The sequence below is a fragment of the Lacticigenium naphthae DSM 19658 genome, assembly GCF_000425865.1.
GTDB lineage: Bacteria > Bacillota > Bacilli > Lactobacillales > Carnobacteriaceae_A > Lacticigenium > Lacticigenium naphthae.
Genome location: NZ_AUEG01000014.1, coordinates 26,416 through 49,812 on the forward strand (window position 1 = coordinate 26,416; position 23,397 = coordinate 49,812).

At 36.7% G+C, this 23,397-nt stretch carries 25 protein-coding genes, 3 tRNA genes, 1 rRNA gene, 1 other RNA gene and 1 pseudogene; 6 read left to right on the forward strand and 25 right to left on the reverse strand.

Features of this window, described 5'->3' with window-relative positions; translation table 11 throughout:
- Positions 1–162: 162 nt before the first annotated feature.
- A complete protein-coding gene (locus tag H626_RS0108280; RefSeq protein ID WP_027108951.1) occupies positions 163–390 on the forward strand; it encodes a DUF378 domain-containing protein in 228 nt (75 codons plus the stop codon).
- A gap of 117 nt (positions 391–507) precedes the next feature.
- On the opposite strand, the gene mgsA is transcribed toward H626_RS0108280, so the two are convergent.
- Complete coding sequence (gene mgsA, locus H626_RS0108285) at positions 508–945, reverse strand: methylglyoxal synthase (RefSeq protein WP_027108952.1); 438 nt, start codon at positions 943–945, stop codon at positions 508–510.
- A gap of 152 nt (positions 946–1,097) precedes the next feature.
- Between mgsA and H626_RS0108290 the strand changes: the two genes are divergently transcribed.
- Positions 1,098–1,613 carry a type 1 glutamine amidotransferase domain-containing protein gene (locus H626_RS0108290; RefSeq protein ID WP_027108953.1) on the forward strand — a complete coding sequence of 172 codons (516 nt, stop codon included), beginning with the start codon at positions 1,098–1,100 and terminating at the stop codon, positions 1,611–1,613.
- A 495-nt stretch (positions 1,614–2,108) separates the two neighbouring features.
- Positions 2,109–3,239, forward strand: a complete 1,131-nt coding sequence (locus H626_RS0108295) for an NAD(P)/FAD-dependent oxidoreductase (RefSeq protein WP_027108954.1) — start codon at positions 2,109–2,111, stop codon at positions 3,237–3,239.
- A gap of 340 nt (positions 3,240–3,579) precedes the next feature.
- On the opposite strand, the gene H626_RS0108300 is transcribed toward H626_RS0108295, so the two are convergent.
- The 14 genes from H626_RS0108300 to H626_RS0108360 form a co-directional block, all read right to left on the reverse strand.
- Positions 3,580–4,368, reverse strand: coding sequence for a hypothetical protein (locus H626_RS0108300; RefSeq protein WP_027108955.1), 789 nt, complete (start codon positions 4,366–4,368; stop codon positions 3,580–3,582).
- A 23-nt stretch (positions 4,369–4,391) separates the two neighbouring features.
- On the reverse strand, positions 4,392–5,273 hold the full coding sequence (rsmI, locus tag H626_RS0108305; protein ID WP_027108956.1) for a 16S rRNA (cytidine(1402)-2'-O)-methyltransferase: 882 nt from the start codon (positions 5,271–5,273) through the stop codon (positions 4,392–4,394).
- A 17-nt stretch (positions 5,274–5,290) separates the two neighbouring features.
- Positions 5,291–5,626 (reverse strand): GIY-YIG nuclease family protein, encoded by a 336-nt coding sequence (locus tag H626_RS10980; RefSeq protein WP_051237918.1) that lies wholly within the window; start codon positions 5,624–5,626, stop codon positions 5,291–5,293.
- Positions 5,619–6,362, reverse strand: a complete 744-nt coding sequence (locus H626_RS0108315; protein WP_035619061.1) for a tRNA1(Val) (adenine(37)-N6)-methyltransferase — start codon at positions 6,360–6,362, stop codon at positions 5,619–5,621. The genes H626_RS10980 and H626_RS0108315 overlap by 8 nt, the downstream gene beginning before the upstream one ends.
- Positions 6,363–6,564: 202 nt before the next feature.
- Positions 6,565–6,909 (reverse strand): initiation-control protein YabA, encoded by a 345-nt coding sequence (locus tag H626_RS0108320; RefSeq protein WP_027108958.1) that lies wholly within the window; start codon positions 6,907–6,909, stop codon positions 6,565–6,567.
- A 103-nt stretch (positions 6,910–7,012) separates the two neighbouring features.
- Positions 7,013–8,011, reverse strand: a complete 999-nt coding sequence (gene holB / locus H626_RS0108325; protein WP_051237919.1) for a DNA polymerase III subunit delta' — start codon at positions 8,009–8,011, stop codon at positions 7,013–7,015.
- A gap of 9 nt (positions 8,012–8,020) precedes the next feature.
- Positions 8,021–8,350 carry a cyclic-di-AMP receptor gene (locus H626_RS0108330; protein ID WP_027108960.1) on the reverse strand — a complete coding sequence of 110 codons (330 nt, stop codon included), beginning with the start codon at positions 8,348–8,350 and terminating at the stop codon, positions 8,021–8,023.
- Positions 8,351–8,364: 14 nt separating this feature from the next.
- A complete protein-coding gene (gene tmk / locus H626_RS0108335) occupies positions 8,365–9,006 on the reverse strand; it encodes a dTMP kinase (RefSeq protein ID WP_027108961.1) in 642 nt (213 codons plus the stop codon).
- Between the two features lie 129 nt (positions 9,007–9,135).
- On the reverse strand, positions 9,136–9,366 hold the full coding sequence (locus H626_RS0108340) for a YaaL family protein (RefSeq protein WP_027108962.1): 231 nt from the start codon (positions 9,364–9,366) through the stop codon (positions 9,136–9,138).
- Entirely contained in the window at positions 9,366–9,962 is a 597-nt protein-coding gene (gene recR, locus H626_RS0108345) for a recombination mediator RecR (protein ID WP_027108963.1), read from the reverse strand. Before recR ends, H626_RS0108340 begins: the two co-directional genes overlap by 1 nt.
- 34 nt (positions 9,963–9,996) lie before the next feature.
- On the reverse strand, positions 9,997–10,311 hold the full coding sequence (locus H626_RS0108350; protein ID WP_027108964.1) for a YbaB/EbfC family nucleoid-associated protein: 315 nt from the start codon (positions 10,309–10,311) through the stop codon (positions 9,997–9,999).
- Between the two features lie 44 nt (positions 10,312–10,355).
- Positions 10,356–12,116, reverse strand: coding sequence for a DNA polymerase III subunit gamma/tau (gene dnaX / locus H626_RS0108355; RefSeq protein ID WP_027108965.1), 1,761 nt, complete (start codon positions 12,114–12,116; stop codon positions 10,356–10,358).
- Between the two features lie 221 nt (positions 12,117–12,337).
- Positions 12,338–12,425: signal recognition particle sRNA small type (gene ffs / locus H626_RS11355), an RNA gene on the reverse strand.
- Between the two features lie 75 nt (positions 12,426–12,500).
- Complete coding sequence (locus H626_RS0108360) at positions 12,501–13,178, reverse strand: hypothetical protein (RefSeq protein WP_027108966.1); 678 nt, start codon at positions 13,176–13,178, stop codon at positions 12,501–12,503.
- A gap of 180 nt (positions 13,179–13,358) precedes the next feature.
- On the opposite strand from H626_RS0108360, the gene H626_RS0108365 reads away from it, so the two are divergent.
- Entirely contained in the window at positions 13,359–13,694 is a 336-nt protein-coding gene (locus tag H626_RS0108365) for a PadR family transcriptional regulator (protein WP_027108967.1), read from the forward strand.
- 4 nt (positions 13,695–13,698) lie between these two features.
- A pseudogene (locus H626_RS11820) lies at positions 13,699–13,887 on the forward strand (permease prefix domain 1-containing protein); the annotation flags it as partial.
- Positions 13,888–14,493: 606 nt separating this feature from the next.
- Here the strand turns inward: H626_RS11820 and H626_RS10985 are convergent.
- The 3 genes from H626_RS10985 to tadA all read right to left on the reverse strand — a co-directional run bounded on the left by H626_RS10985 (position 14,494) and on the right by tadA (position 17,924).
- Positions 14,494–15,855 carry an ABC transporter permease gene (locus H626_RS10985; protein ID WP_051237921.1) on the reverse strand — a complete coding sequence of 454 codons (1,362 nt, stop codon included), beginning with the start codon at positions 15,853–15,855 and terminating at the stop codon, positions 14,494–14,496.
- Positions 15,848–16,747: an ABC transporter ATP-binding protein gene (locus tag H626_RS0108380; RefSeq protein ID WP_027108969.1), complete on the reverse strand. Its 900-nt coding sequence runs from the start codon at positions 16,745–16,747 to the stop codon at positions 15,848–15,850. Before H626_RS0108380 ends, H626_RS10985 begins: the two co-directional genes overlap by 8 nt.
- Before the next feature lie 664 nt (positions 16,748–17,411).
- Positions 17,412–17,924, reverse strand: coding sequence for a tRNA adenosine(34) deaminase TadA (tadA, locus tag H626_RS0108385; protein ID WP_027108970.1), 513 nt, complete (start codon positions 17,922–17,924; stop codon positions 17,412–17,414).
- A gap of 103 nt (positions 17,925–18,027) precedes the next feature.
- On the opposite strand from tadA, the gene H626_RS0108390 reads away from it, so the two are divergent.
- Positions 18,028–18,891 carry a PucR family transcriptional regulator gene (locus H626_RS0108390; RefSeq protein ID WP_027108971.1) on the forward strand — a complete coding sequence of 288 codons (864 nt, stop codon included), beginning with the start codon at positions 18,028–18,030 and terminating at the stop codon, positions 18,889–18,891.
- Between the two features lie 56 nt (positions 18,892–18,947).
- On the opposite strand, the gene H626_RS0108395 is transcribed toward H626_RS0108390, so the two are convergent.
- The 7 genes from H626_RS0108395 to rrf form a co-directional block, all read right to left on the reverse strand.
- Positions 18,948–19,301, reverse strand: coding sequence for a hypothetical protein (locus H626_RS0108395; protein WP_027108972.1), 354 nt, complete (start codon positions 19,299–19,301; stop codon positions 18,948–18,950).
- 248 nt (positions 19,302–19,549) lie between these two features.
- Entirely contained in the window at positions 19,550–22,039 is a 2,490-nt protein-coding gene (locus H626_RS0108400) for an ATP-dependent Clp protease ATP-binding subunit (RefSeq protein WP_027108973.1), read from the reverse strand.
- 1 nt (position 22,040) lies between these two features.
- On the reverse strand, positions 22,041–22,526 hold the full coding sequence (locus H626_RS0108405) for a CtsR family transcriptional regulator (RefSeq protein WP_027108974.1): 486 nt from the start codon (positions 22,524–22,526) through the stop codon (positions 22,041–22,043).
- 366 nt (positions 22,527–22,892) lie between these two features.
- Positions 22,893–22,966: transfer RNA gene (locus H626_RS0108410), tRNA-Arg, on the reverse strand.
- A gap of 135 nt (positions 22,967–23,101) precedes the next feature.
- Positions 23,102–23,174 (reverse strand) — tRNA-Lys (locus H626_RS0108415).
- Positions 23,175–23,183: 9 nt separating this feature from the next.
- A tRNA-Val gene (locus H626_RS0108420) sits at positions 23,184–23,256 on the reverse strand.
- A gap of 16 nt (positions 23,257–23,272) precedes the next feature.
- Positions 23,273–23,388 (reverse strand): 5S ribosomal RNA (gene rrf / locus H626_RS0108425).
- Positions 23,389–23,397: the final 9 nt, after the last annotated feature.

Consider the following 23,397-nt stretch of genomic DNA (forward strand, 5'->3'; position numbering starts at 1 on the left):
ATAAATGGATTGAATTAGCTAAAAACCAACTCAGGATCAAGTGAGACTCATTTGATCCTGAGTTGGTTTTTTATACAAAGTAAACAATCAAACCTATCGACATTGATTAGACTTTTCGCTATTATAAATATAGCAAGAATTTAAGTTTGGGAGGAATGTTTCATGAAATTATTAGATAGAACAGCTTTAGTAATATTGATCATTGGTGGACTGAACTGGTTATCAGTGGGCTTACTCGAACTCGATCTTGTTGCAACAGTTGCTGGAGGTTCAGATACTTTGGTTGCTAAGATCGTTTATGTCCTTGTAGGTATTGCAGCATTATACTGTATCAAATACTTTACTTATACACCCAAGGGCTATCGTTCTCGTCGACGCGATCGCTTCTAATAAAAATATAACTCATCAAAAAAGCAAGCCAGCAGAAAAAATCTGTTAGCTTGCTTTTTTGATGAGCTATTACACAATCTAAAACCTTCTTTGTAGACTTTTTCAACTTCATTCCTGTTAAACATCGTATTTTCTGTAGTCCTTATTCAAAATCCCTTTTTCCCGTTGAATATCTCTCCATTCTAAATGTCCAGCTTCTACTCCTTGTAAAATCATTTCAGCCGTACCCAAGTTGGTTGCTAAGGGGATGTTGTAAACATCTGATAATCGCATAAGGGCTGAGATGTCCGGTTCATGCGGTTGAGAAGTTAAGGGGTCTCTCAAAAAGATTACTATATCTAATTTATTTTCAGAGACGTATGCCCCTATTTGCTGGTCGCCACCTAAAGGACCTGATTTAAATCGATGGATGGGAAGTTGAGTTTCTTCAATTAGTCGCTTCCCCGTAGTTCCTGTAGCATACAAATGGTGCTTTCCAAGTAAGTCTTTGTATGCTGTTACAAATCTGACCATGTCATCTTTCTTTTTATCGTGGGCAATTAACGCAATATGCATACTGCTTCCTCCTTCGCCTTCTTTATTTCCATAGTAGCATACTTGCACTCTATTTTTCATAAACAACGCCATTCACAAGCAATATAATTGCATTCATTCTTCCTTCTTCGTTAAACTAAAATTGGTCAAAATCATAAAGGAGGCTAAAAGAAATGGGTAAGAAAGTAGCTACAGTTCTGACAAATTTATTTGAAGATGTTGAATTCACTTCTCCAAAGGAAACATTAGAGAAAGCCGGTCATGAAGTTGTAACGATCGGTTTTGAAGCGGGTGAAATAGTTGAAGGGAAAAAAGAAAAAACTCAAGTTACTATTGATAAAAGTATCGGAGACGTTGACCCGTCAGATTTTGATGCCCTGCTTATTCCTGGAGGCTATTCTCCAGACAAACTCCGTAAAGATGAGCGGTTTTTGGACTTCGTTCGCGATTTTTCTAAAAATAACAAGCCGATTTTCTCTATCTGCCATGCACCTCAGTTATTGATCAGCGCCGAAGTTGTAAAAGGAAAAGAAGTCACTTCCGTTAAGCAAGTCGCAATCGATTTGAAGAATGCTGGGGCTCACTTTAGAGATGAAGCACTTGTTAAAGATAAGAGTGGACTGATTTCAAGTCGCACACCAACCGATTTACCTGTCTTTAACGAGGCGATCATTGACGCGCTCAAATAAAAAACAGTTTCACCCCATTACTTCCCAAAGTTAGATTCTCCACTCTAACGTTGGGAAGTTTTTTTTAACAATAGTTTAGATATTGCTTTTACACATCGCAAAAGACTGTTTAATCAAGAAGTGCACAGTTACTAAAATAAGATTTTTTTCATCAATTCAAATCAAAAGTTTAGTATTTTCTCAACAAATTTTCTTTTTCTTTTGCTAAACTGTATTTAGTGCTAAAAACAAACTATAAATCATCTCTTTTCTCCCCCTATGAAAAGAGTATATCCCCTAAGCTGTCATATATATATATGGCAGTTTTTTTTATATATTTTACATAGTATAATCATACTTTCTTCACAATTTGCTAGTATAGTAATTTTATACCCACAATAACCAATTTATTTATCTCTACACTCCTCCAAGTGTTGAGACCACTCCTTTTAGCCATCCAGTTTATTGGGTGGCTTTTTCTATGTTAAAATAAAAAAAACAGAGAGGAGTTTAGCCGTGCCCGATAAAAAACGTGTGGCTGTGATTGGTTCAGGAATCATTGGAGCGACCACAGCTTATTATTTGAGTAAAGAAAAAAATATAGAATTAATTATTTATGATGAGGGGATCGGCCAGGCCACATCAGCTGCAGCCGGGATAATTAATCCGTGGTTATCTAAACGGAGAAACAAAAAGTGGTATAGTCTAGTTCGTGAAGGTGCGGCTTTTTACCCCACGCTGATGACTGAATTAGGGGAGACTTCTTCCTTTTATAAAAAAACCGGAGCTCTTCTATTTAAGAAAAAAGAGAAAGCTCTGAGTGAATTAAAAGAAATTGGTGAAAAAAGAAGAAAACAAGCACCAGAAATCGGTGAACTACGTATATTGCAAGCAGAAGCAATTAAGGAAATGATTCCTATCTATGATAAAAGTCAACCGGCCTTATATGTAAGTGGTGCAGCTCGCGTTGACGGAAAAGCTTTAGTCCAAAAACTGATAAAGATCGCACAGAAAAATGGCGCTCAGTTTGTTCCTAAAAAAGCCTTTATTCAAAGAGCAGAAAAAGACAAGTATATTGTCACCGCTACTAGTTCGCAAGAAACTTTTGATGTAATCGTGTTGGCCACGGGGGCCTGGTTGGGACAGACTCTAGATCCTCTAGGATATTCTACCGATATCCGTCCTCAAAAAGGACAACTGGCTCAATTGCAAATTCCATTTCTCCAGACAGCAGAATGGCCGGTCATTATTCCCGAGGGCGAAAAAGATATCATCCCCTTTGAAGAGGGAATGCTTTATATTGGAGCCACACATGAAAATGAACAAGGATTTGATTTGCTTATCGACTCTACCAAGTTGAAGTCCATGATTCGTGAGTCACAAGAAGAATTTTCATCACAGCTGGATGAGGATCAGGTGATTCAGCATAAAGTGGGGACACGCGCCTATACTTCAGATTTCTCACCTTTCTTTGGTGAAATCCCACTTGCACCAAACTTATTTGCCGCAAGTGGGATGGGCTCGACTGGACTGACCGCGGGTCCCCTTGTGGGATTTATTTTAGCTCAATTGGTTACAGGCAAAGAAAGTTTATTGCCTTTGGAAGATTATCCCATTGAGAACTATGTAAAAAGGAAGAATGAATAGTTTCTTATTCTCCGCAATAGAGGGTCTGTTTAAATGTGGGTCTCATCCTCTCCAATTTTAGGTAGAAAAGAAAAAGGGATAGTAGATTTTTTACCTATGTGTTCCTATTTCCATGGATTGTTCAGTCTTTTTATTCAATCTAAGCCTCTTAAAAGTGTATCGGTTATAATTGTCTAGATGATTCGTTTGGCCCTTAACGGCGATTAAATAGGGCATTTAGTACTAGCACCCTTTCGCCCGTTCTTATCTATCAATCAACATTTTCACCCTGAAAAAGTCAATATAGAAAGAACCTGCAACTCTTTTAAAAGAGTTGCAGGTTCTTTCTTGTGTAATAGATTTAGAAGGGGCCATATTCTCCTGTAACAGGATCCAGTTTTTTATATGTATCTTCCTCAGTATTGTATTCCACAATTGCAATCAAATGAGAAATTTCTACCTCATCAATTTCTAAGGGTTCTCTTACTTCAACTTGATAAATCCCTTCAGCTTCCACTAAGAAAAATTCATATCCCCTTGGATCGATTTCTAGTTTTTCCATTACCTTGTTTAAAACTTCTGTTTCCTTTTCAGTAGCCATTACCTCTTGGTTTAATTCTTCACTCATATTTTCACTCGTGCTTTCACTTGTATCCTTCGCTTCTTGATCAATTTCTTCTGCTTTTACGCTTTTTGCAGATTCATTTTTGGCTAACCATGCTTCTATTTCTTCATCAGTCGCTTCTTTAATTGGTTGTTCTGTATCTTTTTCAAACTCTTGATTAGCTATCTCAGAACTTCTTTCTGTTTGATAATTTGTTTCCGTTTGTTCTAACTCTTTTTTTACTTCATCCGCTTGTATTTGATTGATTTCACTCAATAACCCTTGTGCTTCTACTTGAATAGCTTCAAAATCACTTAAATCGTTTTGGAGCAAAACTGATAATGTTCCAGCTGCTGCATCATACTTGTTTGCTTCATACTGCTCTTTTGCAGTATCGATCATATTCGTATAGACATCTTCTCCAGAGGTGACACTATTTTCCGAAACTGCACTTGTATCCTCTTGGGGAGCATCTTCTGTCGCACAACCTGTCAGTAGAAAAACACTTGTTGCAGAAAGTGAGATCCATTTCGCTATTATTTTCATTTACTTGTTCTCCTTTTCATTGGTTAGTCTAGTAATCCGTGATAAGCTGCATAAACTTCTCTTTTTTGTATATCTCTTAACTGGGCTACCTTCTTGATTGCTTCTTTACTCGTTAATGAATCCTGTTGCATCAACAGTTTCACATGTTCTTCCAGTGTCCAGTCCGTCCAGTCTGGTGTTTCTGTTTTGGGTGCCTCTTTGGACCCTTCGATGAGTATACAAAATTCCCCTCTTGGCTGGTTAGAGTTGATCCACTCATTGATTTCTTCCGCATTCCCTCTAAGAAACTCTTCGTAGCGCTTTGTAAGCTCTCTTGCTAATACTATTTTTCTTTCTGTCCCCATTACATTTTCAATTGCCTGCATGACTGCTTTCAGACGATGAGGAGCTTCATATAAAATAATTGTTTCCTGTCTTTTATCCAGTTTTTCCAATTCGCTTTTTAATTCTTTTTTCTTGCGTGGTAAAAACCCGTGAAAATAAAAGGGTTGGGGCTCTAATCCAGATGCTACTAAGGCGGTAACTCCTGCACTCGCCCCTGGTAAAGGTACAACAGCGATTCCTTTTTCTATTGCCGCTTTGGTCAATTCGAAACCAGGGTCACTAATAGAAGGCATGCCCGCGTCACTTACTTGTGCAATCGATCGTCCTTCTTCTAATTGCCTTATTAATTGCCCGATTCGCTCTTGTGTATTGTGTTCATGAAAACTGATTTGTTTTGTAGTAATAGAAAAATGATTGAGTAATTTTTGGGTTTGTCGAGTATCTTCTGAGGCTATTAAATCGACTTCCTTTAATATCCGAACAGCACGAAATGTCATGTCCTCCAAATTTCCTATGGGGGTAGGAACTAAATACAAACTTCCGTTTGATTGATTCGCTTCAAAACTTTTTTGACTAAGCATAAGGAATGCTCCTTTTCTCAACTTTTTTCCGGATGAACTCCTGGATAGACCGTACAATACGTATATTGTCCAAAAGGAGTTACAATTCCTTTTCCTTTTAAAAACTGTTCTTTTTTGTTGCGAGACAATTTTTTGAAAGCATATTCTGCTTTCATCGCTTCGCTTTTTGATGTATAGGATTCTGCATAGATCATTTGTACGGGACGTCTAAACTGTGCTCGTGTATACTTTGCGCCCTTACCGGTATTGTGTTGTTCTAATCGCCTTTCTAAGTCTGTTGTGTAGCCTCCATAGAAAGTTTGGTCTCGGCAATAAGCAACATAAAAATAACTTTTCTTGTCCAGGTCAACCATAGATCATCTTTCTCACTTCTGGAACATATTCATCATTTTCGTCGTAAATAATGATGGGTGGCAGTGATTTAAATCCTGCCATACTTCCATCTTTTATCGCTTCTATCAATAAAATATTAGCTTCTTTCCCTTTTTTGGGATAAACGAATTGAATCTTTTTAGGTATCAGCCGATATTTTTTCATCGTATCTAATATTTCCAACATTCTATCGGGACGATGAACAATATATGCTTTCCCATTTGTTTTCAGCAGATCACTAGACACTTTCATTACCAAATCAAGATCTGCATGGATTTCATGACGAGCAATAGCCAAATATGGATTCGGATTTTTTTTGCTTAAGGAATGAATCGGAAAATAAGGTGGATTACATGTCAAAATGTCCACGGAATCCTTTTTGATCCATTGAGTAGTTTCAGCAATATCCGCCTCTATCATATCAATTTGATCGGCTAAATTGTTCAGTTGGATACTACGGGTGGCCATATCCGCTAACCGCTCTTGAATTTCTATCCCTTTGATTGAACTTTTTGTTTTACCGCTCAGCATCAAGGCTACCGCTCCATTACCCGAACATAAATCAACAATGGAAGCTCGATCATGTGAAGGGATCTGAGCAAAATTTGCCAATAAAATTGCATCAATCGAAAAAGAAAAAACAGTATGGCTTTGAATAATGTCTAAGTTCACACTCATCAAGCGATCAATTCTTTCATCTTCTCTTAGATAAACCATATTTCTCATTCCTTTTTCTTCATTATTCTTTCAGTATAGCATAATTCTATTTTACAGAAACCCTTTATTCTAGTTCTCTTTTTTTACCCGTTCTTCTAATAAAATAAAAAAGAAGTCTAGGTTAGATTCCTAAACTTCTTGGTCAAACTATTGGATTTTTCATTTAACTCATTCTTCAAAATGATACATATGGCTATTTGTTTTATTTGCGTTCACCATAGATAACATCTATACAAAATGCGCAAGGCTCATCTTCTACTCTACGAGAGCCATAAAAAACATTGCACACATGAAATCCCTCTTCATAAATTTTCTCTAAATTCAATCGAGACTGACTCATTTCGGGTGTGCTCATTTCCTTATTCAGTTGTTCTTGTTTTTCTAATTCAGCTAATCGATCGCGTAAATGTTGATTTTCAATCGACAATGCTGTATTTGACTCCATGAGCAATTCGACTTCGTGTTTCATTTTTTGGAGTTGCTCAAGAGTGGCCGTTGCATCTTTTTCTAATTGTGCAAATGTATCATAAACTTCTTTTTTATTCATAGTCTCACCAACTCTTTGCTTCCTCTCCTCTAATATTCCTAGAGCTATCATACCATTTAAAACAGGTTAAACGCAATCTTTACTAGAGTGATCTCTTCAGAGTTTAACCCTGAGTAATCTTCAAAGTTAACTGCTCGTACACACCTTGAGCAGGAACGTTACTCTCCAATTTTTTTCGTGCTTGCAAAATAGTTTCGATACACTGGATGAGTTTAAGTGCTGTTCTATTGTTAGTGAACTTTTTGATTTCTGCTTGCTTATCAATAAATGCTAAAATGGTCGTTTTTTCATCATAAAACAACCGCAAACTATCACGGTACAGAAATAATAAAATCTCTAAAATCAACCGGTGTTTTTCTCTATCTTTTGAAATGCTCATCAGTTCTGTCTGCACATGCACGAATGCCAGCATATCCTTTTTTTCTAAAAAGACATACCATCTCCAAACTGATTGAACCAATTGAGTCATTTCTTCATCAGCATCCCATTGTAAGGCTTCATCATCATCGTTGGTGAGGTTAGCAAATAAATGGGCTTGGCTAGTACTCAATCCTCTTGCTTCTAATTGCCTGATTTTTAATTGAATCGGGAGCGGTTGTAAATGAAAGATTTGACATCTTGATTGGATCGTAGGCAGTACTCTTTGTTTAGAAAGAGTTAGAAGAAAAAACAACATATCTCCTTCTGGTTCTTCAATGAACTTCAAAAGACTATTCGCAGCTCCGACTGTCATCGTGTCAACTTGGTTGATGATAACAATCTTTTTATTCCCTTCCATACCACTTTTGGATAACTCTGATTTCAAAGAACGTATTTGGTCAACCTTTATAGAAAGCCCATCCGGTTCTACTTCGATCACATCCGGATGTTGGTTTGTGAGTATGCGAGAACAATTCACACATTTTCCACATGATTCTCCATCTGGTTTAGGGTGTATACAATGAATCGCTTCAGCTACGCGTAAAGCCGTTTGTTTTTTCCCTGTTCCTTTCGATCCCTCTAGCAAATATGCATGACCTAATTGATTGATCCTATTCAAGTGTTGAAAATGTTGAACAAGAGCTACTTGTTTACTATCGCTTGTTTCAATAATAGTACGCACCTACTTTAACTAAAATTGTTTAAATTGGTCAATGGGGAGTACAAAGATAGTTGCTCCCCCTACTTCTACATCAATGGGATAGGTCAAATCTGTTTCCATTGATAAGTCATAGGTTGGAGGATTCATCACGGTTTGATTCCGTGTAGAGCAATTTCCTTTTATTACCGCTAAAACTTCTTCTACTCTTCGGTTTTCTATACCTATTATAAAAGTAGTATTCCCCGCTCTTAAAAATCCTCCTGTAGAGGATAATTTTGTCGCGCGCATTCCATGCTCTACAAAATCATCGGATAATCTCCGACTATCTTGATCTTGAACGATCGCTACTATCATTTTCATATTATACCCCTCCATTAGTTAGTGCGTCTTTGAATGAATTTTTGAATGATTTGCCAACTACTTTCTACTACCTTTTCCAATTCAGCACTCGCATCAACTGTAACGATTCGATCTGTGTTTTTTGCAACAACCTTTAAATAACCGCTTCTGACTAACTGATGAAAAGAAAGTGCTTCTCGATCTAACCGATCATATTGTCGTTTTTCTTTTCCTTGATTAATGCGCTGCAATCCAATTTCTGCTTCTACATCAAGATAAAGTGTTAAATCAGGAGACAGACTTTCTGTTGCAAACTGATTCATTTGGGCGACTTCTTCCATTCCAATTCCTCTGGCATAGCCTTGATAAACCACAGAACTATCGACAAAGCGATCACATATGACAATGTTGCCTCTCGTTAGCGCAGGAAGAATGGTCTCTTTCAAATGTTGTCTTCTACTAGCTGCATACAGCAATGCTTCCGTCCGTTCATCCATATCCGTATTTTGCGGATCTAATATCAGTTCTCGAATCATTTCCGCTATACGGTTTCCTCCCGGCTCTCGTGTAGAAATAACACTGTCTTGTTGTTCCTCAAGTCGTCTCACTATTTCTCTGATAACACTTGTCTTACCCGAACCGTCGGGACCTTCAAAAGTTATAAATATTCCCTTCACATTCTCTGCCTCAATTCTATTTTTCTTATGTATAGTATACATGAAAAGTGCTCGATCGGACTACTAAACTCCTTTTCATTTTTTATTAAAAAAGGGCTAGGATAGTTGACCGTATCCTAATCCCTCTTTTTAAAAGTAGTCTTTGATCCCTCTTTGTCTTGCTTCTTTATACAAATAAAAATAAGTGGCCTTGGCTAATTTCAGCTCTACATCTTGCCAGTCATGTTCTGAGCCAGACATATCATGCAAATGGCTTACTCTTTGCCATTCCTTATTCTTTTTTCGAATCAATGACAATAGTTTCTCATCATAAATTTCTTGAAGTGTTTGTTTTTTCCGGAATAAGTTTCGAATCCCCATTAGATCTCTCGACGCCCTTCCACCGCTTTTAACAATGTCATTTCGTCAGCATATTCTATATCACTGCCCACCGATAATCCATGAGCTAAACGCGTTACTTTTATACCTGCCGGCTTAATCAGCCGTGATAAATACATTGCCGTTGCTTCGCCTTCAGCGGTAGCATTAGTAGCGAGAATAACTTCCTTTACTTCTTCATCTTGTAATCTCTTGATTAAGGTAGGTATATTGATATCTTCTGGACCAGTACCTTCTATTGGAGAAAGGACACCATGCAAGACATGGTAAAGTCCCTTAAAATCATTCATTTTTTCTAAAGAGATAACTTCTTTTGGATGCTCCACTACTATGATGGTACTTCGATCTCTTCTCTTGTCTTCACAGATATCACATGGATCATTTTCAGTAATATTTCCGCAAATCGAACAGTATTGCAAATCTCTTTTCACACTAATTAACGCTTTAGCGAAAGAGGTCACATCTTCTTCCCTCATATTAATTGTATAAAAAGCTAAGCGAGACGCGGTTTTTTCACCAATTCCAGGTAGCTTCATAAAGCTATCCATCAATTGAGAAATTGGTTCTGGATAATGCATACTCTTTCCTCATTTCTTCAAGAAAGTACTCTTATTACATACCTGGCATACCTTTAGCGTATTTCCCCATTACTTTTTCTGTTTCTTTATCAACTTTACTCAATGCATCGTTTACAGCGATCAAGACGAGATCTTCCATGATTTCTATATCTTCCGGATCCACTATATCTTCTTTAATAGATACTTTTTTCACTTTTTTATCACCAGTCATTGTAACCGATACTAAGTCGTTATTAGCTACGCCATTAAATTCTTTTTGATTTAATTGTTCTTGTTCCTCTGCCATCTCTTTTTGCATCTTTTGCATTTTTTTCATCATACCTTGCATATTTCCCATTCCTCCGCGCATTACGGATCATCCTCTCTGTTTCTAATTATTAGTCTCTTTGACTATTATACCGAACTCTCTTTCACTTTTACAATTTCTTGACCAAATAATTGAATTGCTTCGGTAACCAGTTCGTCTCCAGCATCTTTTTCTTTTTCTTGTGGAGACTGTTCACTCTTCTCAGCATTTTCATTAGTATCTTCACTATCATGTTGTTTTAGTTGGCGAATGTATTCTTTCCTAATTACGGGCCATTGCTCTTCGGTAACACTATTGAGGCGGGCTTCATACCCTACCAATTTTTGTAAATGCAGTGCAATATCTTTGTTTAACTCTGTATCTTCTGTAGCTTTCTGGCAGAGTATATCGTATTGAAAAGATACAACCAACCCTTTGGGACTTGCTGCAACAGGTGTTGAAGCTTTTAAAACAGCTCTCTGGGTGACGGTGAGCATATTCATCAAATCCGGCCATACTTCCCGTAATTCTGCTAAATTTTTCTTTGTCGCATGGTCTAAAACTTGGAAAATAGCGGTCTTGTTTGGTTTGAAAATTGATCCCGCTGATATTTTTTTGCTTTTCTTCTTCTTCTCTGGAACAGCTTGTCCAGAATGAGCTGTTTGCAATTTTTTAATGAGTTGATGCATCTCGTTTAATTGCACTTTTAGATTAGAAATTTCATCATTGTTTTCTGTTTGTGCAACTGGATCTGTACTGATCACCCTTTGTTCGGTTACAGAAGCAACTTGTTCCGTTAACCGCACGGTAGCGACTTCTAAATATATCTCTGCATGATTGGAAGCTTTCAATTCTTGTTGGGTTTGATTAAACGTATGAATTATTTCATATACAACAGTTGAAGTCAGCTTTTCTGTAATTTTTTTAAATTTCTCATCGATTTTTGCTTGTTTGAGCAACTCTTCTTTTCCAGAAGTTTGCTGGTATATAAGAATATCTCTACTAAAGAGGATCACATCTTCTACAAAGCGAAGAGGATCTTTACCTTCAGCAAGCAGCGATTGCAGGATTGCCAGGCCTTCTTTAGTATCATTATCGATCATTGCTTGAAAATAATCTAATAGCAATTCTTGTGTCAAGCTTCCGGTAATACGCATAGCATCTGCAACAGAAACTCTTTCTTGAGAGAAAGAGATCGTCTGATCGAGTATGCTCAAAGCGTCACGCATTCCACCTTCAGCAGCCCGAGCTATAACAGGTAAGGATTCTTCTTCATATTGGATTTCTTCTTGTCCCAAAATATATTCCATTCGTTTAATTATAGAATGAATAGGTATCCTTTTGAAATCGAATCTTTGTGTCCTTGAAATGATAGTCAAGGGTATTTTATGCGGTTCTGTTGTAGCTAAAATGAAAATGACATTTGCCGGCGGTTCTTCTAATGTTTTTAATAAAGCATTAAATGCTCCTGTCGATAGCATGTGTACCTCATCAATAATGTAAACCTTATATTCAGCACTCGTCGGAGCATAATTGGCTTTTTCACGAATGTCCCTAATTTCTTCTACGCCATTATTACTCGCGGCATCGATTTCAATTACATCATTTAATTTCCCTTGCGTGATAGACTGACATATTTCGCACTCGTTACAAGGTTCTCCATCAACTCTATTGGGACAATTGATAGCCTTGGAAAAGATTTTTGCTGCACTTGTTTTCCCTGTTCCTCTAGGACCGGTAAACAAATAAGCATGACTTGTTTTAGATTGTATTAATGCGTTCTTCAAAGTTTGTGTAATAGCTTCCTGGCCTGCCACATCTGAAAAAAGTTGTGGACGCCACACGCGGTACAACGCTTGATAGCTCATTCTTGCTCTTCCTTTCTTCATTCCTGCTTCTCTATATTATTATAAAAGAATGGAGAGTGAATAGAAACATCTAAAATAATCCCTTCTTTCCTTTTTTGCTAAAAGCAGTTGGAAATCAGGGGGGTAACAGTTAAATTGATCTTTAAGTGCTAAACAGATTTCTTTAGAACAAATAGAAAAAAAGTTCTTGATCAAAAGATCAAAAACTTTTTTCTTCTATTATGTACATGTGACACATGGCGGAACGATACTTAGTGCTGCTTCCTTCCGGACCTGACACGGTTCATATGTCCGCCATTGTCACAAGGCCTTTCGGCACTTTTAATTGTAACTTAAATCCACAAAAAAATCCAGTGCTATTTCTTTTATGATCACAAAAAGAGTTTATTGAACATTCCATTTCAAAAAGACTTCTTCTGTTGCAGGAATATCAGGCGTAAAATCAACTTTGAATTCTTTACCTTCCATTTCTATTGGGATCAGAATTTTATCATACATTATTTTATCCAGATTTATGAATCCAATTTCTTTGAATTTTTCATCGGTCAGGAAAAATTTTTCTCCTTGCAACGTTGCTTCACTGACTTGATCACTAAATTCTACTCCGCTTATTTGTTTAAATATTTTCCCATTATTATTTTTAAAAAAGTAATAATGTTGTCCTTTTCCTAAATAATCTATCGGTTCTTCTATTAAATCAGAAGAATATATCGACAGTTTTCTTAAAGATTCCAGATCGTTTAGATTAGTATACACCACGACCTCTGAACGAGAGTAATAGTTATAACCCGTTAGTGTACGATAACGATCCCGCACTAAAGGATTCACAAGTCGAATTTCGTTTAAATAATCTTGGTAATACAAGTGACCACCTACGCTTATACTGACTATTGTCAACAAAGTAATGACAGCGATCCTCACCAAAATTTTCTTTCTCTTTCTCTTTCTTGCATAAAACAAGACATAAGTCAGTATCAATACGATCAATGCACCCATTATTCCTAAAACAGTTAGAATTGTTTCATAGAATAATTCAGCAGTTACCCAAAAATCATAAGGCATTTTTTTCCGGCCTCCACAAACAGTTCAATTTGTTTTTTATTCTATCATACCTGCCCTTATAACTTCTACTTCTATTTAAAATAATGATTTGATGCCTCTTTTATTAAGCTTTTTTTACTTTACCTAATACAGTAATCATGTTACCATTACTCCAACAGATACAGTAAAAGAGGTGTGGGAATGGTTTCAAGTGATAGCATGAGAGGTTTTAATGATTTAATCATCTTATCCCTTTTAGACACAGAGGATTCTTACGGTTATAAATTATCGAATCAGATCAAAAAGATTTCCAAAGGAAATTATGTTATGAAAGAAACAACGTTGTATTCTGCATTTAATCGTTTAGAAAAGAAAAATTGGATCGCGTCATACAAAAGGGATGAAACATTTGGCAAACCACGAACGTATTATCGTATGACTTCTCTCGGTAGAGAAATTTACCATACAAAGAAAAAAGAATGGCAAGAAACACAATTGATCATAAATACATTTTTGGAAAACCCGAAAGGAGAATGAAAAAGTGAAAACATTAGAGAATTATGTAGAATCTGTTTTTATAGACCTTCCGTCTACTCCTCAACTCGATGCCTTAAAAGAAGAAATCCTTTCAAATATGGAAGAAAAATACTTGCATATACGAGAGTCCGGCGTTGATGAAGCTGAAGCCATTGGAATTGTTATTTCCGAATTTGGAAATATTGATGACATTATCGATGAATATGACATACCCATCGAAACGAAACAGACTTCTTCAAAAGATACACTTCTTCTCAACGCGGCAAAAGCTGAAGAATACCTTGTTCATAGAAATCAGTTTGCTTTTGGTATTTCATTTGGAGTATTTCTTTGTATCCTATCCATCCCTTTATTACTCATTACAGGATCGCTATTATCTTGGATTTTTCCAGCTATACATGAAGAGGCTTTATCTTTATTAGCCGTCAGTCTTTTTCTCCTTACTATTGCTTCTGGAGTCGGTTTGTTTATCATTTTTGGAATAAGAGAATCGCATTATCCATATGCAAATAAACAATTAAAAATCGACAAGCAATCCTATCTCTCTATTCAAACCGAGTATAAACAATTCACAATTCGGTTTCCTTATGCAATCGCAGCAGGGGTCGTGCTCTGTATAAGCGGTGTGGTCGCGTTATTACTGACATCTATTTTTCTTGCCCCCGAAAACCTTATTGGCGTTGCTTTCCTACTTAGCTTTATTGCTACCGGTGTTTTCTTGTTCGTGTTTTTTGGAATTCAAAAAGATACGTATGAAAAATTATTGACTAAAGGCACACACTCTCCCGCACAATTTCATTCACGTAAAGTTACAGATAGAGTCGCTTCTGTAGTGTTTCCATTGGCAACTTTTTACTATCTTTTTCAAGGATTTGTAAACGGACAATGGGCAACTGCCTGGATCGTCTTTCCTCTGGTAGGGGTCGGGTTTGGAATCTTCGCCGCTATTACAGAAGCTCTCGCAAACAGCAAGTTTAAATAGTACTACTTGCTCAATAAAAACAAAAGTCAGTAACACCGCAAAGACTCCTGAAGCTAGAATAGAAATCCATACCCCTGATTGCGTGACCGTTTCTGCAGCGATCCTAAACGGCATGATAAATGGAGTAAATAAAGGAATATACGAGAGAATGAGAACTAAAGGCTGGTCCGGCGCTCCGAATGCAAATAACCCTCCATAAAATCCAATCATGGCGATAAATACAATGGGAGTCACTGCTTTATTAACATCTTCGATTTTAGTAACCAGCGATCCAAAGAACGCGGCTAGTACCACATACATAAAGACTCCTATAATAAAGAATATAAGGGTGAAGCCCAGTAAGGATTGAAGAATCTCGCCGATATCTATCCCCCCAATATATTGTTGGACGAACTCTGCATCTTTAAAAACCTGATAGCCTATGATGCCCAAAATGATATACAAGCCGATTTGAGTAAAACAAATAAAGAGTACTCCAACCAATTTCCCAAAAAAATGGGTGGTGGAAGAAACGCTGGAGAGAATGACTTCCATGATGCGTGTGCCTTTTTCAGAAGCAACTTCCTCAGCTATGATACCAGCATAAGTCATGATAAAAATAAATATCCCGATCCCGACTGCGTATGCGCTACCTAACTTAATGGCATATTCTGTCATATCTTGGTCGATTATTTCTCCATCTTCCACGCGGACCACAGATTCACTTACACGCGCCGGTTCAAATAATTGATTCACTTCTTCGGCTGATAGGCCTAAGGCACCGCCGCGCAGGGCATTTTGATATGCAGTTAGTTGACTGGACAAAATGGCTACCGCTTGGGAATTGTTTCGACTCGTATGAACGAACTCCGCTGTGAGGGTGTTGTTTTCTTCGCTAGCCATTATATAACCAACGATTTCTTCAGCCGCTAGAGCTTCTCTGGCTTCTGCTTCTGTAGTGATAGATAAATCTTTTTCAGCAGTGAATTCCGTCTCGACCAGTGCTGAACGAACGGACTCGTCACCTGACACAATAGCAATGGTATCATCTTGACTAAAGATATCCGTATTGCTAATGAGATAAATGATCACACCAATGATTGCTACGAGTATAATTGGAGATAAAATCATTGTAATGAAACCGAGAGATTTTACATTTTTCTTGTATACTTCTTTTGCAATTATCCAAAATTTACGCATGAATTTCCCCCGCTTTCCGTTTAAAAATTTCTTCTAGTGTCGGAGGTTGTTGACTGAAAGTTTGAATATAACCATCTTTTGTTACCAAATCAAAGATAGCTTTCCCATATTTTTCATCTTCTAATGTTAACTCTAGCAACCCATCTATCGTTTTTCTAATCGATAGGATTCCTGGCATCTGTTTGATCACTTCTGCCGTAATGGGTGTTTCTAGGAATATTTTTGTGCGTCCGAATTGCTCGCGGATAGACTGAACTGATCCCTTTAGTATCATTTCTCCATCACGCAGCATGATCAAACTATCACAAATTTCTTCAACGTTATTCATATTGTGACTAGAAAAAATGATGCTTGCCCCTTTTTCTTTCGCTTCTTTGATACCTAATTCCAACAGTCCTGCATTTACTGGATCCAATCCACTAAAGGGTTCATCTAAAATAATTAATTCGGGTTCATGAATGAGCGTACAAATCAACTGAACTTTCTGTTGATTTCCCTTTGATAATGTCTTTACTTTATCGGTACGCTTTCCTTTCACTTGAAACTTTTCCATCCATTCATCAATTAAAGGAATGATCTCTTTCTTTTTTTTGCCTCTTAATTGAGCAAAATAAACGATTTGATCTTCGATAGAAACTTTTGGATAAAGTCCTCTCTCCTCAGGCAAATAACCCACGCTATCATATTCTTTTTTGCGAAAGGGTTTGCCATTCCAAAGCACAGTTCCTGTATCGGGTTGTAGTAAATCTAGTATTAAACGAAACGTGGTCGTTTTTCCTGAACCGTTTTGACCGATGATTCCCATTATTTCACCTTTTTTAATGGTGAAGTCCAATTGATCAACAGCAATCAAATCCCCAAATGACTTCTTTAGTTGCTTCACTTCCAACACAATAACCATTCCTCCTTTTAATTCGTGACACGTATATACTATATATAACTATACACCTACATATACATATATTATACAATTTCATCCATCTTTATCACCTAATTCGACACGTTGTCTTAGAACTTGAAATAGACGCCATGACAGGGTTGATAAGAAAAATAAATAGTCCTGCTACAATCGAAGTCAGTACCGTATCAGGGAATAAAAATGTGAACACAACAAAAGTAATCGCAAAGTAAATCAAATAGTATAGTATACCCATTAATGGACACAATAATTTATTCATTCCATCGCCTCCCTTAGCATATTTTCATGCCTTTAAAATTATCCTATCCACGTAACCCAAAATTGCTTGAGCACATATTTTACCAAGTGCCTAGAGCCAAGGATTCAATTGGATTTACAGCAGTAGCTTTCCTATATCCAAACATATTCCATTCAGAGAACCTTAAAAAAATAAGATTTAATATAGGAATTAAATCTGTTCCCTATTTAGATCAGCACTTTCATTGATCATTACTGTTGTCGTGTTGTATGGACGATCACTGACTATTCCACGTTTTTTTATGTGTTTTTAAGTACTTGACCTGTTTTGTATACGAATCAATCAACACCCATTTTTAGTTGGATTCCGACAAAATAACGAATCAAAACGACAATCATTTCATATTCTATTTTTCTCATCATTTTGCAGTTGCTTTTTTTGCTTGTTTCTTTTTCTTAAGTTTCTAAAAAATTCCGTTAAAATTTCACCACACTCTTCTTCCAGGACTCCTCTTTCATATGTTACGCGGTGATTAAATTTATCCTCATCTAATAAGTTGAAAATTGATTCTACTGTTCCTCCTTTGGGATCTGGAGCACCATAATATACTTTTCTGATTCGAGATAGGATCATTGCCCCACTGCACATTGCACAAGGCTCTAAAGTTACGAATAAATCACAATCTTCTAATCGCCAATTTTCTAACTGTTTATTCGCATCTTGAATGGCGATCATTTCCGCATGCGTTGTTGCATTTTGAGTAGTCTCTCTTAAATTGTGTCCTCTGCCAACAATTGACCTGTCTAGCACAATAACAGCTCCAATGGGAACTTCATCCTTAACTTGTGCCTTTTTTGCTTCTTTTAATGCCTCTTGCATGAATTGTTTCTTTTCTGCTTCGGTATATTCCATTGGCTTATCCTTTTCTTTTTTATTTATTATATCAAACTCTCACTCTCACTACAGATAAATGTTAAAATAATAAGAGAAACTAACTGTAAAGGGGTCTTATCCAATGACTTTATCGAAATTACTAAATATTTACCCAGACGCTTCCTTATCTAAAATAAAAATCCATGATCCCCTTGTGCGAAGTTACCCCTATAAAGAAGGTTGGATAAATTTTTTCAAAAAAGATAAAAATGAAAAAGAGTGGGACCTGATTGAAATACTTTTAGACCAAGACGCCCCTTTAAAAAAAGAAACCAAATCAGACTGGTTTTCTTATTTAGCAGGGGAGACAACAATGGTCCCTACTAGTTCCAAAGGGGCGCTCCGTTTCCTTTTCTTTTTTTTAGATAAAAAAGACAGTACTTTTGAAAAGAAAGAATGGCTGAGAGCGATTCATGAAATTTTCACTCCAAATATAGAAGGGTTTTTCATTCAACAAAATCAGTATATATTAATTCAATCTTACTCTTCAAATTTTATTTCAGAAACTGAAATGAGTGGCTTTTTACAGACACTCGATGATGACTTTTCAATCCAAACTCGCATGCACATCGGACAGTATTGGGAAAAGACTACCAATTTAAAAGAACTGTATGAAGAAGAATACCAAATGTCCCAAATAGGTCCGGCTACTCACTCAAACCGAGTGACAACTTTAGCTGATATCGCATTGTATTATTATACACACGATAAATTAAAAGATAGCCCAGTTGGTCAAAAAATCAACCAAGTTCTCACTGAAGAATACGAATGGGTAGAAATTATTTTAGCTTTATGGAATAGCCAAGGGAATATAAGCGTAGCCGCTAAAGCATTATATTTGCACCGCAATACTTTACAATACCGCTTGGACAAATTTAATGAAAAAACCCATTTATCCTTAAAAAATATGAATGATCTATTCCTATGCTATTTGTTTATTCAATAGTGTAAAAACAAAAAAACTTCTTGCATAAAAAAAAGCAAGAAGTTTTTTCAAATTAATTATGAAGCAATTTTCTTTTTCATTTCTTTTGAACGATCTTTTAGATTATCCTTTAAATCAGTTGAAACTGTTTTGATTTGATTACTATATTCTGCTAACTTACCTTCCAAATCTGAGACACGGTGAACAGTACTGAGTAAATGATCCACTTCATTATCAGATAGCTTATCTACCAATGCTACTGCTTTTTTATTTCCTCTTAATTTATCTTTGACATAACATCTTGCTTTTTGCCGTTTAATTTGGGAAATAATTTTCTTTTGTGTACTTTCGGATGAAACAAAATAAATTGTTGCACCTATTGCAACAGCCGCACTGACACCAATTAGAATCCGTTTTGTTCTTTGTTCCATATCAATGTTCACATCCTTTTTTTATTCTTGTACAAATCATAACAGAAAATAATAAAAAGAGCCAAAGATACACAACCACCAGAACTACTGATAACAAAGTAAACGAAGGTTTCAGATTCTCTCGAAGATTCATTTTTAAAAGCAACTCTTCCGGTCTCATTTTAGAGCCCATTTAGTTTGTAGGACAATGTGCTTGACTATACGTAGGAAAGAGGCTGAGACAATTGAATCGTCTCAGCCTCTTCGGTTTACGAGTGTGTTACTGCTTCATTTTTTTTATTTTCTTTCTCTTGTTTCAGTTTTATAGTAATCTCACCTTTTGTAGCCCCTACGGTAATGCTCGTACCTGATTTTACATTTCCAGATAAAAGGGCCTCACTAAGGCGATCTTCAATTTTTTTCTGAATTGCTCTTTTTAATGGTCTGGCACCATATTCAGGATCATAGCCTTCTTTAGCAATGACTTCAGCTGCAGCATTGGTGATTTTTAACTGAATTCCTAAATCCTTCAACCGCACAATTACAGCACTCAACAGTAACTTCACAATTTGTTTGAGCTCTTCTTTGGTTAATGAATGGAAAACAATTGTATCATCTACCCGATTCAAGAACTCTGGACGAAAAGTCTTCTTCAACTCTTCCATTATTTTCGATTGCATAGATTTATAATCAAATCGCTTATCCTTAGCGCCAAATCCGACTGATTTCTCATCCCGTAATGTCGTGGCCCCTAAGTTAGAAGTCATAATGATAATTGTATTCTTGAAATCGACTTTTCTGCCTTTTCCATCTGTTAATATTCCATCATCTAACACTTGCAAGAGAATATTAAAAACATCTGGATGAGCTTTCTCAACTTCATCCAATAGGACCACTGAGTAAGGTTTTTGTCTTATTTTTTCAGTTAATTGTCCACCTTCGTCATACCCAACATATCCGGGTGGCGATCCTACTAGACGACTCGTACTATATTTTTCCATGAATTCAGACATGTCCACCCGGATAAGAGACTCTTCACTACCAAACATTGCTTCAGCCAAGGCTTTTGCAAGTTCAGTTTTCCCTACCCCAGTCGGACCTAAAAACATAAATGAACCAATTGGTCGATTCGGATCTTTTAGACCACTTCTTGCACGCCTGATGGCTTGAGATACAGCTTTGACCGCATCCTCTTGTCCAATCACCCGTTCATGCAATACACCTTCCAGATTCATTAACCTCTCAGTTTCTTTTTGTTCCATTTGTTGAACTGGAATACCCGTCCATTGAGAAACAATTTCTGCTACGTCACGTTCTGAAACTTCTAGGTCAACTGGTTCTTCATTTTTTTCTGTTTGTAAAATTTTCTCTATTTTTTTTCTTTGTCGCATTTCTCGTGAACGGATCTTCGCAGCTTTTTCAAAATCTTGATTTTGAATAGCCTCTTCTTTTTCTTTTGTAAGTTCTTCTAACTTCTGATTAGCTATTGTAAAAGTAGATGGTTTATCTGTATAATCCAAACGAACTTTAGAAGCCGCTTCATCAACTAGATCGATAGCTTTATCTGGCAACTGTCTAGAGGTGATATACCGGTGTGATAATTGGACTGCAGCTTTAATAGCATCGTCGGAAATAGATAACCCGTGATGTTCTTCATATCTTGACCGCAACCCGTATAGAATTTCTTCCGTTTCCTCGGGACTAGGTTGATTGATATGAACTGGAGCAAATCTTCTTTCCAAAGCAGCGTCCTTTTCGATGTGTTTTTGATACTCATCACGAGTCGTAGCGCCAATCGTTTGAAGTTCTCCACGTGCTAGTGCAGGTTTTAAAATATTTGATGCATCAATGGCACCTTCCGCTCCCCCTGCACCGATTAAAGTATGCAACTCATCGATAAATAAGATGACTTCTCCATCTTGATAGATTTCATTTATGATTTTTTTCATTCGTTCTTCAAATTCGCCGCGGTATTTTGTTCCAGCGACTAGCGAACCCATATCTAAAGCCATCAACCGCTTGTTGGCCAATGTAGCTGGTATTTCTCCGCTAGCAATTTTCTGTGCTAAGCCTTCTGCAATAGCTGTTTTGCCCACTCCAGGCTCACCGACCAATACCGGATTATTTTTTGTTCTTCGATTCAGAATTTGAACCATTCTTCTAATTTCGAGTGCTCTTCCAACAGTGGGATCCAATTTGCCTTCACGTGCTAGCTCCGTTAAGTCTCGTGCTAGACCATCTAAAGTAGGCGTCCCACTAGCTGTTGTTTGATTCTTCGTGCTTCTAGAGAATTTTTGGCTTTTTGAAGTAACTGCACCATTTCCCAATTTTTTTACAACCATTTGTCTAGCTTTAGCCAAATGAATATCCAAATTCACTAATATTTTGGAAGCCAATATTTCATCATCTCTTAAAATCCCTAGCAGAATATGTTCTGTTCCCACTAAAGACGATTTCATTCTTCTGGCTTCATCAGTTGCATAAGTGATCACTTGTCTAGTCCGTGGGGAGTATGGAAGGACTTTTTTATGATCGACAGATCCAGCCGGACCATACCCTGTGAAATGTTCTATTTCTTCTCTTATGTCTTCCTCAGTTAGTGTTAAATCTCTTAATGTTTTTCCAGCTATACCATCTGTTTCAAGTATTAAGCCAAGAAGCAAATGCTCTGTGCCAACTGAACGATGGCGAAAGGATTTAGCTTCTTTTTGAGCTAAATATAAGACTGTCTTTGCTTTTTCTGTAAATAGTTCGTTCATTTTATTCGCCTCCGTATTCGTTGGGATCCTCATATTTTAAGTTTGTAAGGAATGATTTCATCAATCGTGCTCGCATGTTTTTTTCTGCCTTATTATCCATTGTGTAATAGCTCTTATCTATGGCTATCAATATCAATTTAGCTTCCCGTCTCGTAATCAACTGATCTTCAAATAGTTTAGTAACAATTGATTGTGAGTCCTTTTGACTAATACTTTCACCGATAATTTCAATCATTGTATCTAAAAATTCAGATTCATCTAATAATTGGACTTTTATAATGCGTATATATCCGCCGCCACCTCGTTTGCTTTCAACTAAATAACCATGTTGAATAGTGAAACGAGTATTGATTACATAATTTATTTGAGAAGGTACGCAATCAAACAGTGCAGCTATTTCATTTCTACGAATTTCAATTTGTTCTTGTCTGTTCAATACTTTTTTTAAATATGCTTCGATAATATCTGACATGTTATGATTTTGCATAGACTCTTAACCTAAAAGAAAGAATGATTCAAGAAATTCTTTTTTTAGATTCTCCTCCTTTTCTCCCATCAATTTTCATGAAAATTTCCTATCAACATTTGACTTTGACTTTGTTTGACTATTACTAATTATATAGCAAATCAAGTGATTTGAAAAGGAAGAAGGCTCTTTTTTAATGATTATTAGTCCTTATTAAATAGGAAATCAATAATATCAAATATATGAAATCCTTTCAAATAATACTCATTTCAATTTTATACTAAAGGGAGCATAGTGACATCCGTTTGTACATAAAAATAAAACAAAAAAATCTATTTCCCTTTTTCTTAAAGAAATAGATTTTTTGAGTTATTTTAAAAAAACATATGCACCCTAGGGGAGTCGAACCTCTAACCGCCTGATTCGTAGTCAGGTACTCTATCCAATTGAGCTAAGGGTGCAAAAAAAACAAAACAGTAGTACACTATCAAAAAGTTAACTTCATTATACAATCTATTCTGTAGCAAAGCAACATCTTTTCACTACCTTGATACTAATCAGAGCAAAAAAAAAGCTCATTACAGTAAGAACTGTAATGAGTCATGCAGGATTCGAACCTGCGACCCTCTGATTAAAAGTCAGATGCTCTACCAACTGAGCTAATGACTCAAAGAACGATGGAGGTTAACGGGCTCGAACCGCTGACCCTCTGCTTGTAAGGCAGATGCTCTCCCAACTGAGCTAAACCTCCATATAAAAAAAAAAGTGCACGGCAACGTCCTGCTTTCACAAGGGGAAACCCCTCACTATCCTCGGCGCTGAAAAGCTTAACGGCTGTGTTCGGAATGGGAACAGGTGTGTCCTTTTCGCCATCGCCACCGCACATTTTTCT

Coding starts and splice junctions, on each gene's coding strand:
- H626_RS0108280 (WP_027108951.1), top strand. CDS start 163: ATGAAATTATTAGATAGAACAGCTTTAGTAATATTGATCATTGGTGGA.
- mgsA (WP_027108952.1), bottom strand. CDS start 945: ATGCATATTGCGTTAATTGCCCACGATAAAAAGAAAGATGACATGGTC.
- H626_RS0108290 (WP_027108953.1), top strand. CDS start 1,098: ATGGGTAAGAAAGTAGCTACAGTTCTGACAAATTTATTTGAAGATGTT.
- H626_RS0108300 (WP_027108955.1), bottom strand. CDS start 4,368: ATGAAAATAATAGCGAAATGGATCTCACTTTCTGCAACAAGTGTTTTT.
- rsmI (WP_027108956.1), bottom strand. CDS start 5,273: ATGCTTAGTCAAAAAAGTTTTGAAGCGAATCAATCAAACGGAAGTTTG.
- H626_RS10980 (WP_051237918.1), bottom strand. CDS start 5,626: ATGGTTGACCTGGACAAGAAAAGTTATTTTTATGTTGCTTATTGCCGA.
- H626_RS0108315 (WP_035619061.1), bottom strand. CDS start 6,362: ATGGTTTATCTAAGAGAAGATGAAAGAATTGATCGCTTGATGAGTGTG.
- H626_RS0108320 (WP_027108958.1), bottom strand. CDS start 6,909: ATGAATAAAAAAGAAGTTTATGATACATTTGCACAATTAGAAAAAGAT.
- H626_RS0108330 (WP_027108960.1), bottom strand. CDS start 8,350: ATGAAAATGATAGTAGCGATCGTTCAAGATCAAGATAGTCGGAGATTA.
- H626_RS0108340 (WP_027108962.1), bottom strand. CDS start 9,366: ATGGGGATTCGAAACTTATTCCGGAAAAAACAAACACTTCAAGAAATT.
- recR (WP_027108963.1), bottom strand. CDS start 9,962: ATGCATTATCCAGAACCAATTTCTCAATTGATGGATAGCTTTATGAAG.
- H626_RS0108350 (WP_027108964.1), bottom strand. CDS start 10,311: ATGCGCGGAGGAATGGGAAATATGCAAGGTATGATGAAAAAAATGCAA.
- dnaX (WP_027108965.1), bottom strand. CDS start 12,116: ATGAGCTATCAAGCGTTGTACCGCGTGTGGCGTCCACAACTTTTTTCA.
- H626_RS0108360 (WP_027108966.1), bottom strand. CDS start 13,178: ATGCCTTATGATTTTTGGGTAACTGCTGAATTATTCTATGAAACAATT.
- H626_RS0108365 (WP_027108967.1), top strand. CDS start 13,359: ATGGTTTCAAGTGATAGCATGAGAGGTTTTAATGATTTAATCATCTTA.
- H626_RS10985 (WP_051237921.1), bottom strand. CDS start 15,855: ATGCGTAAATTTTGGATAATTGCAAAAGAAGTATACAAGAAAAATGTA.
- tadA (WP_027108970.1), bottom strand. CDS start 17,924: ATGGAATATACCGAAGCAGAAAAGAAACAATTCATGCAAGAGGCATTA.
- H626_RS0108390 (WP_027108971.1), top strand. CDS start 18,028: ATGACTTTATCGAAATTACTAAATATTTACCCAGACGCTTCCTTATCT.
- H626_RS0108395 (WP_027108972.1), bottom strand. CDS start 19,301: ATGGAACAAAGAACAAAACGGATTCTAATTGGTGTCAGTGCGGCTGTT.
- H626_RS0108400 (WP_027108973.1), bottom strand. CDS start 22,039: ATGAACGAACTATTTACAGAAAAAGCAAAGACAGTCTTATATTTAGCT.
- H626_RS0108405 (WP_027108974.1), bottom strand. CDS start 22,526: ATGCAAAATCATAACATGTCAGATATTATCGAAGCATATTTAAAAAAA.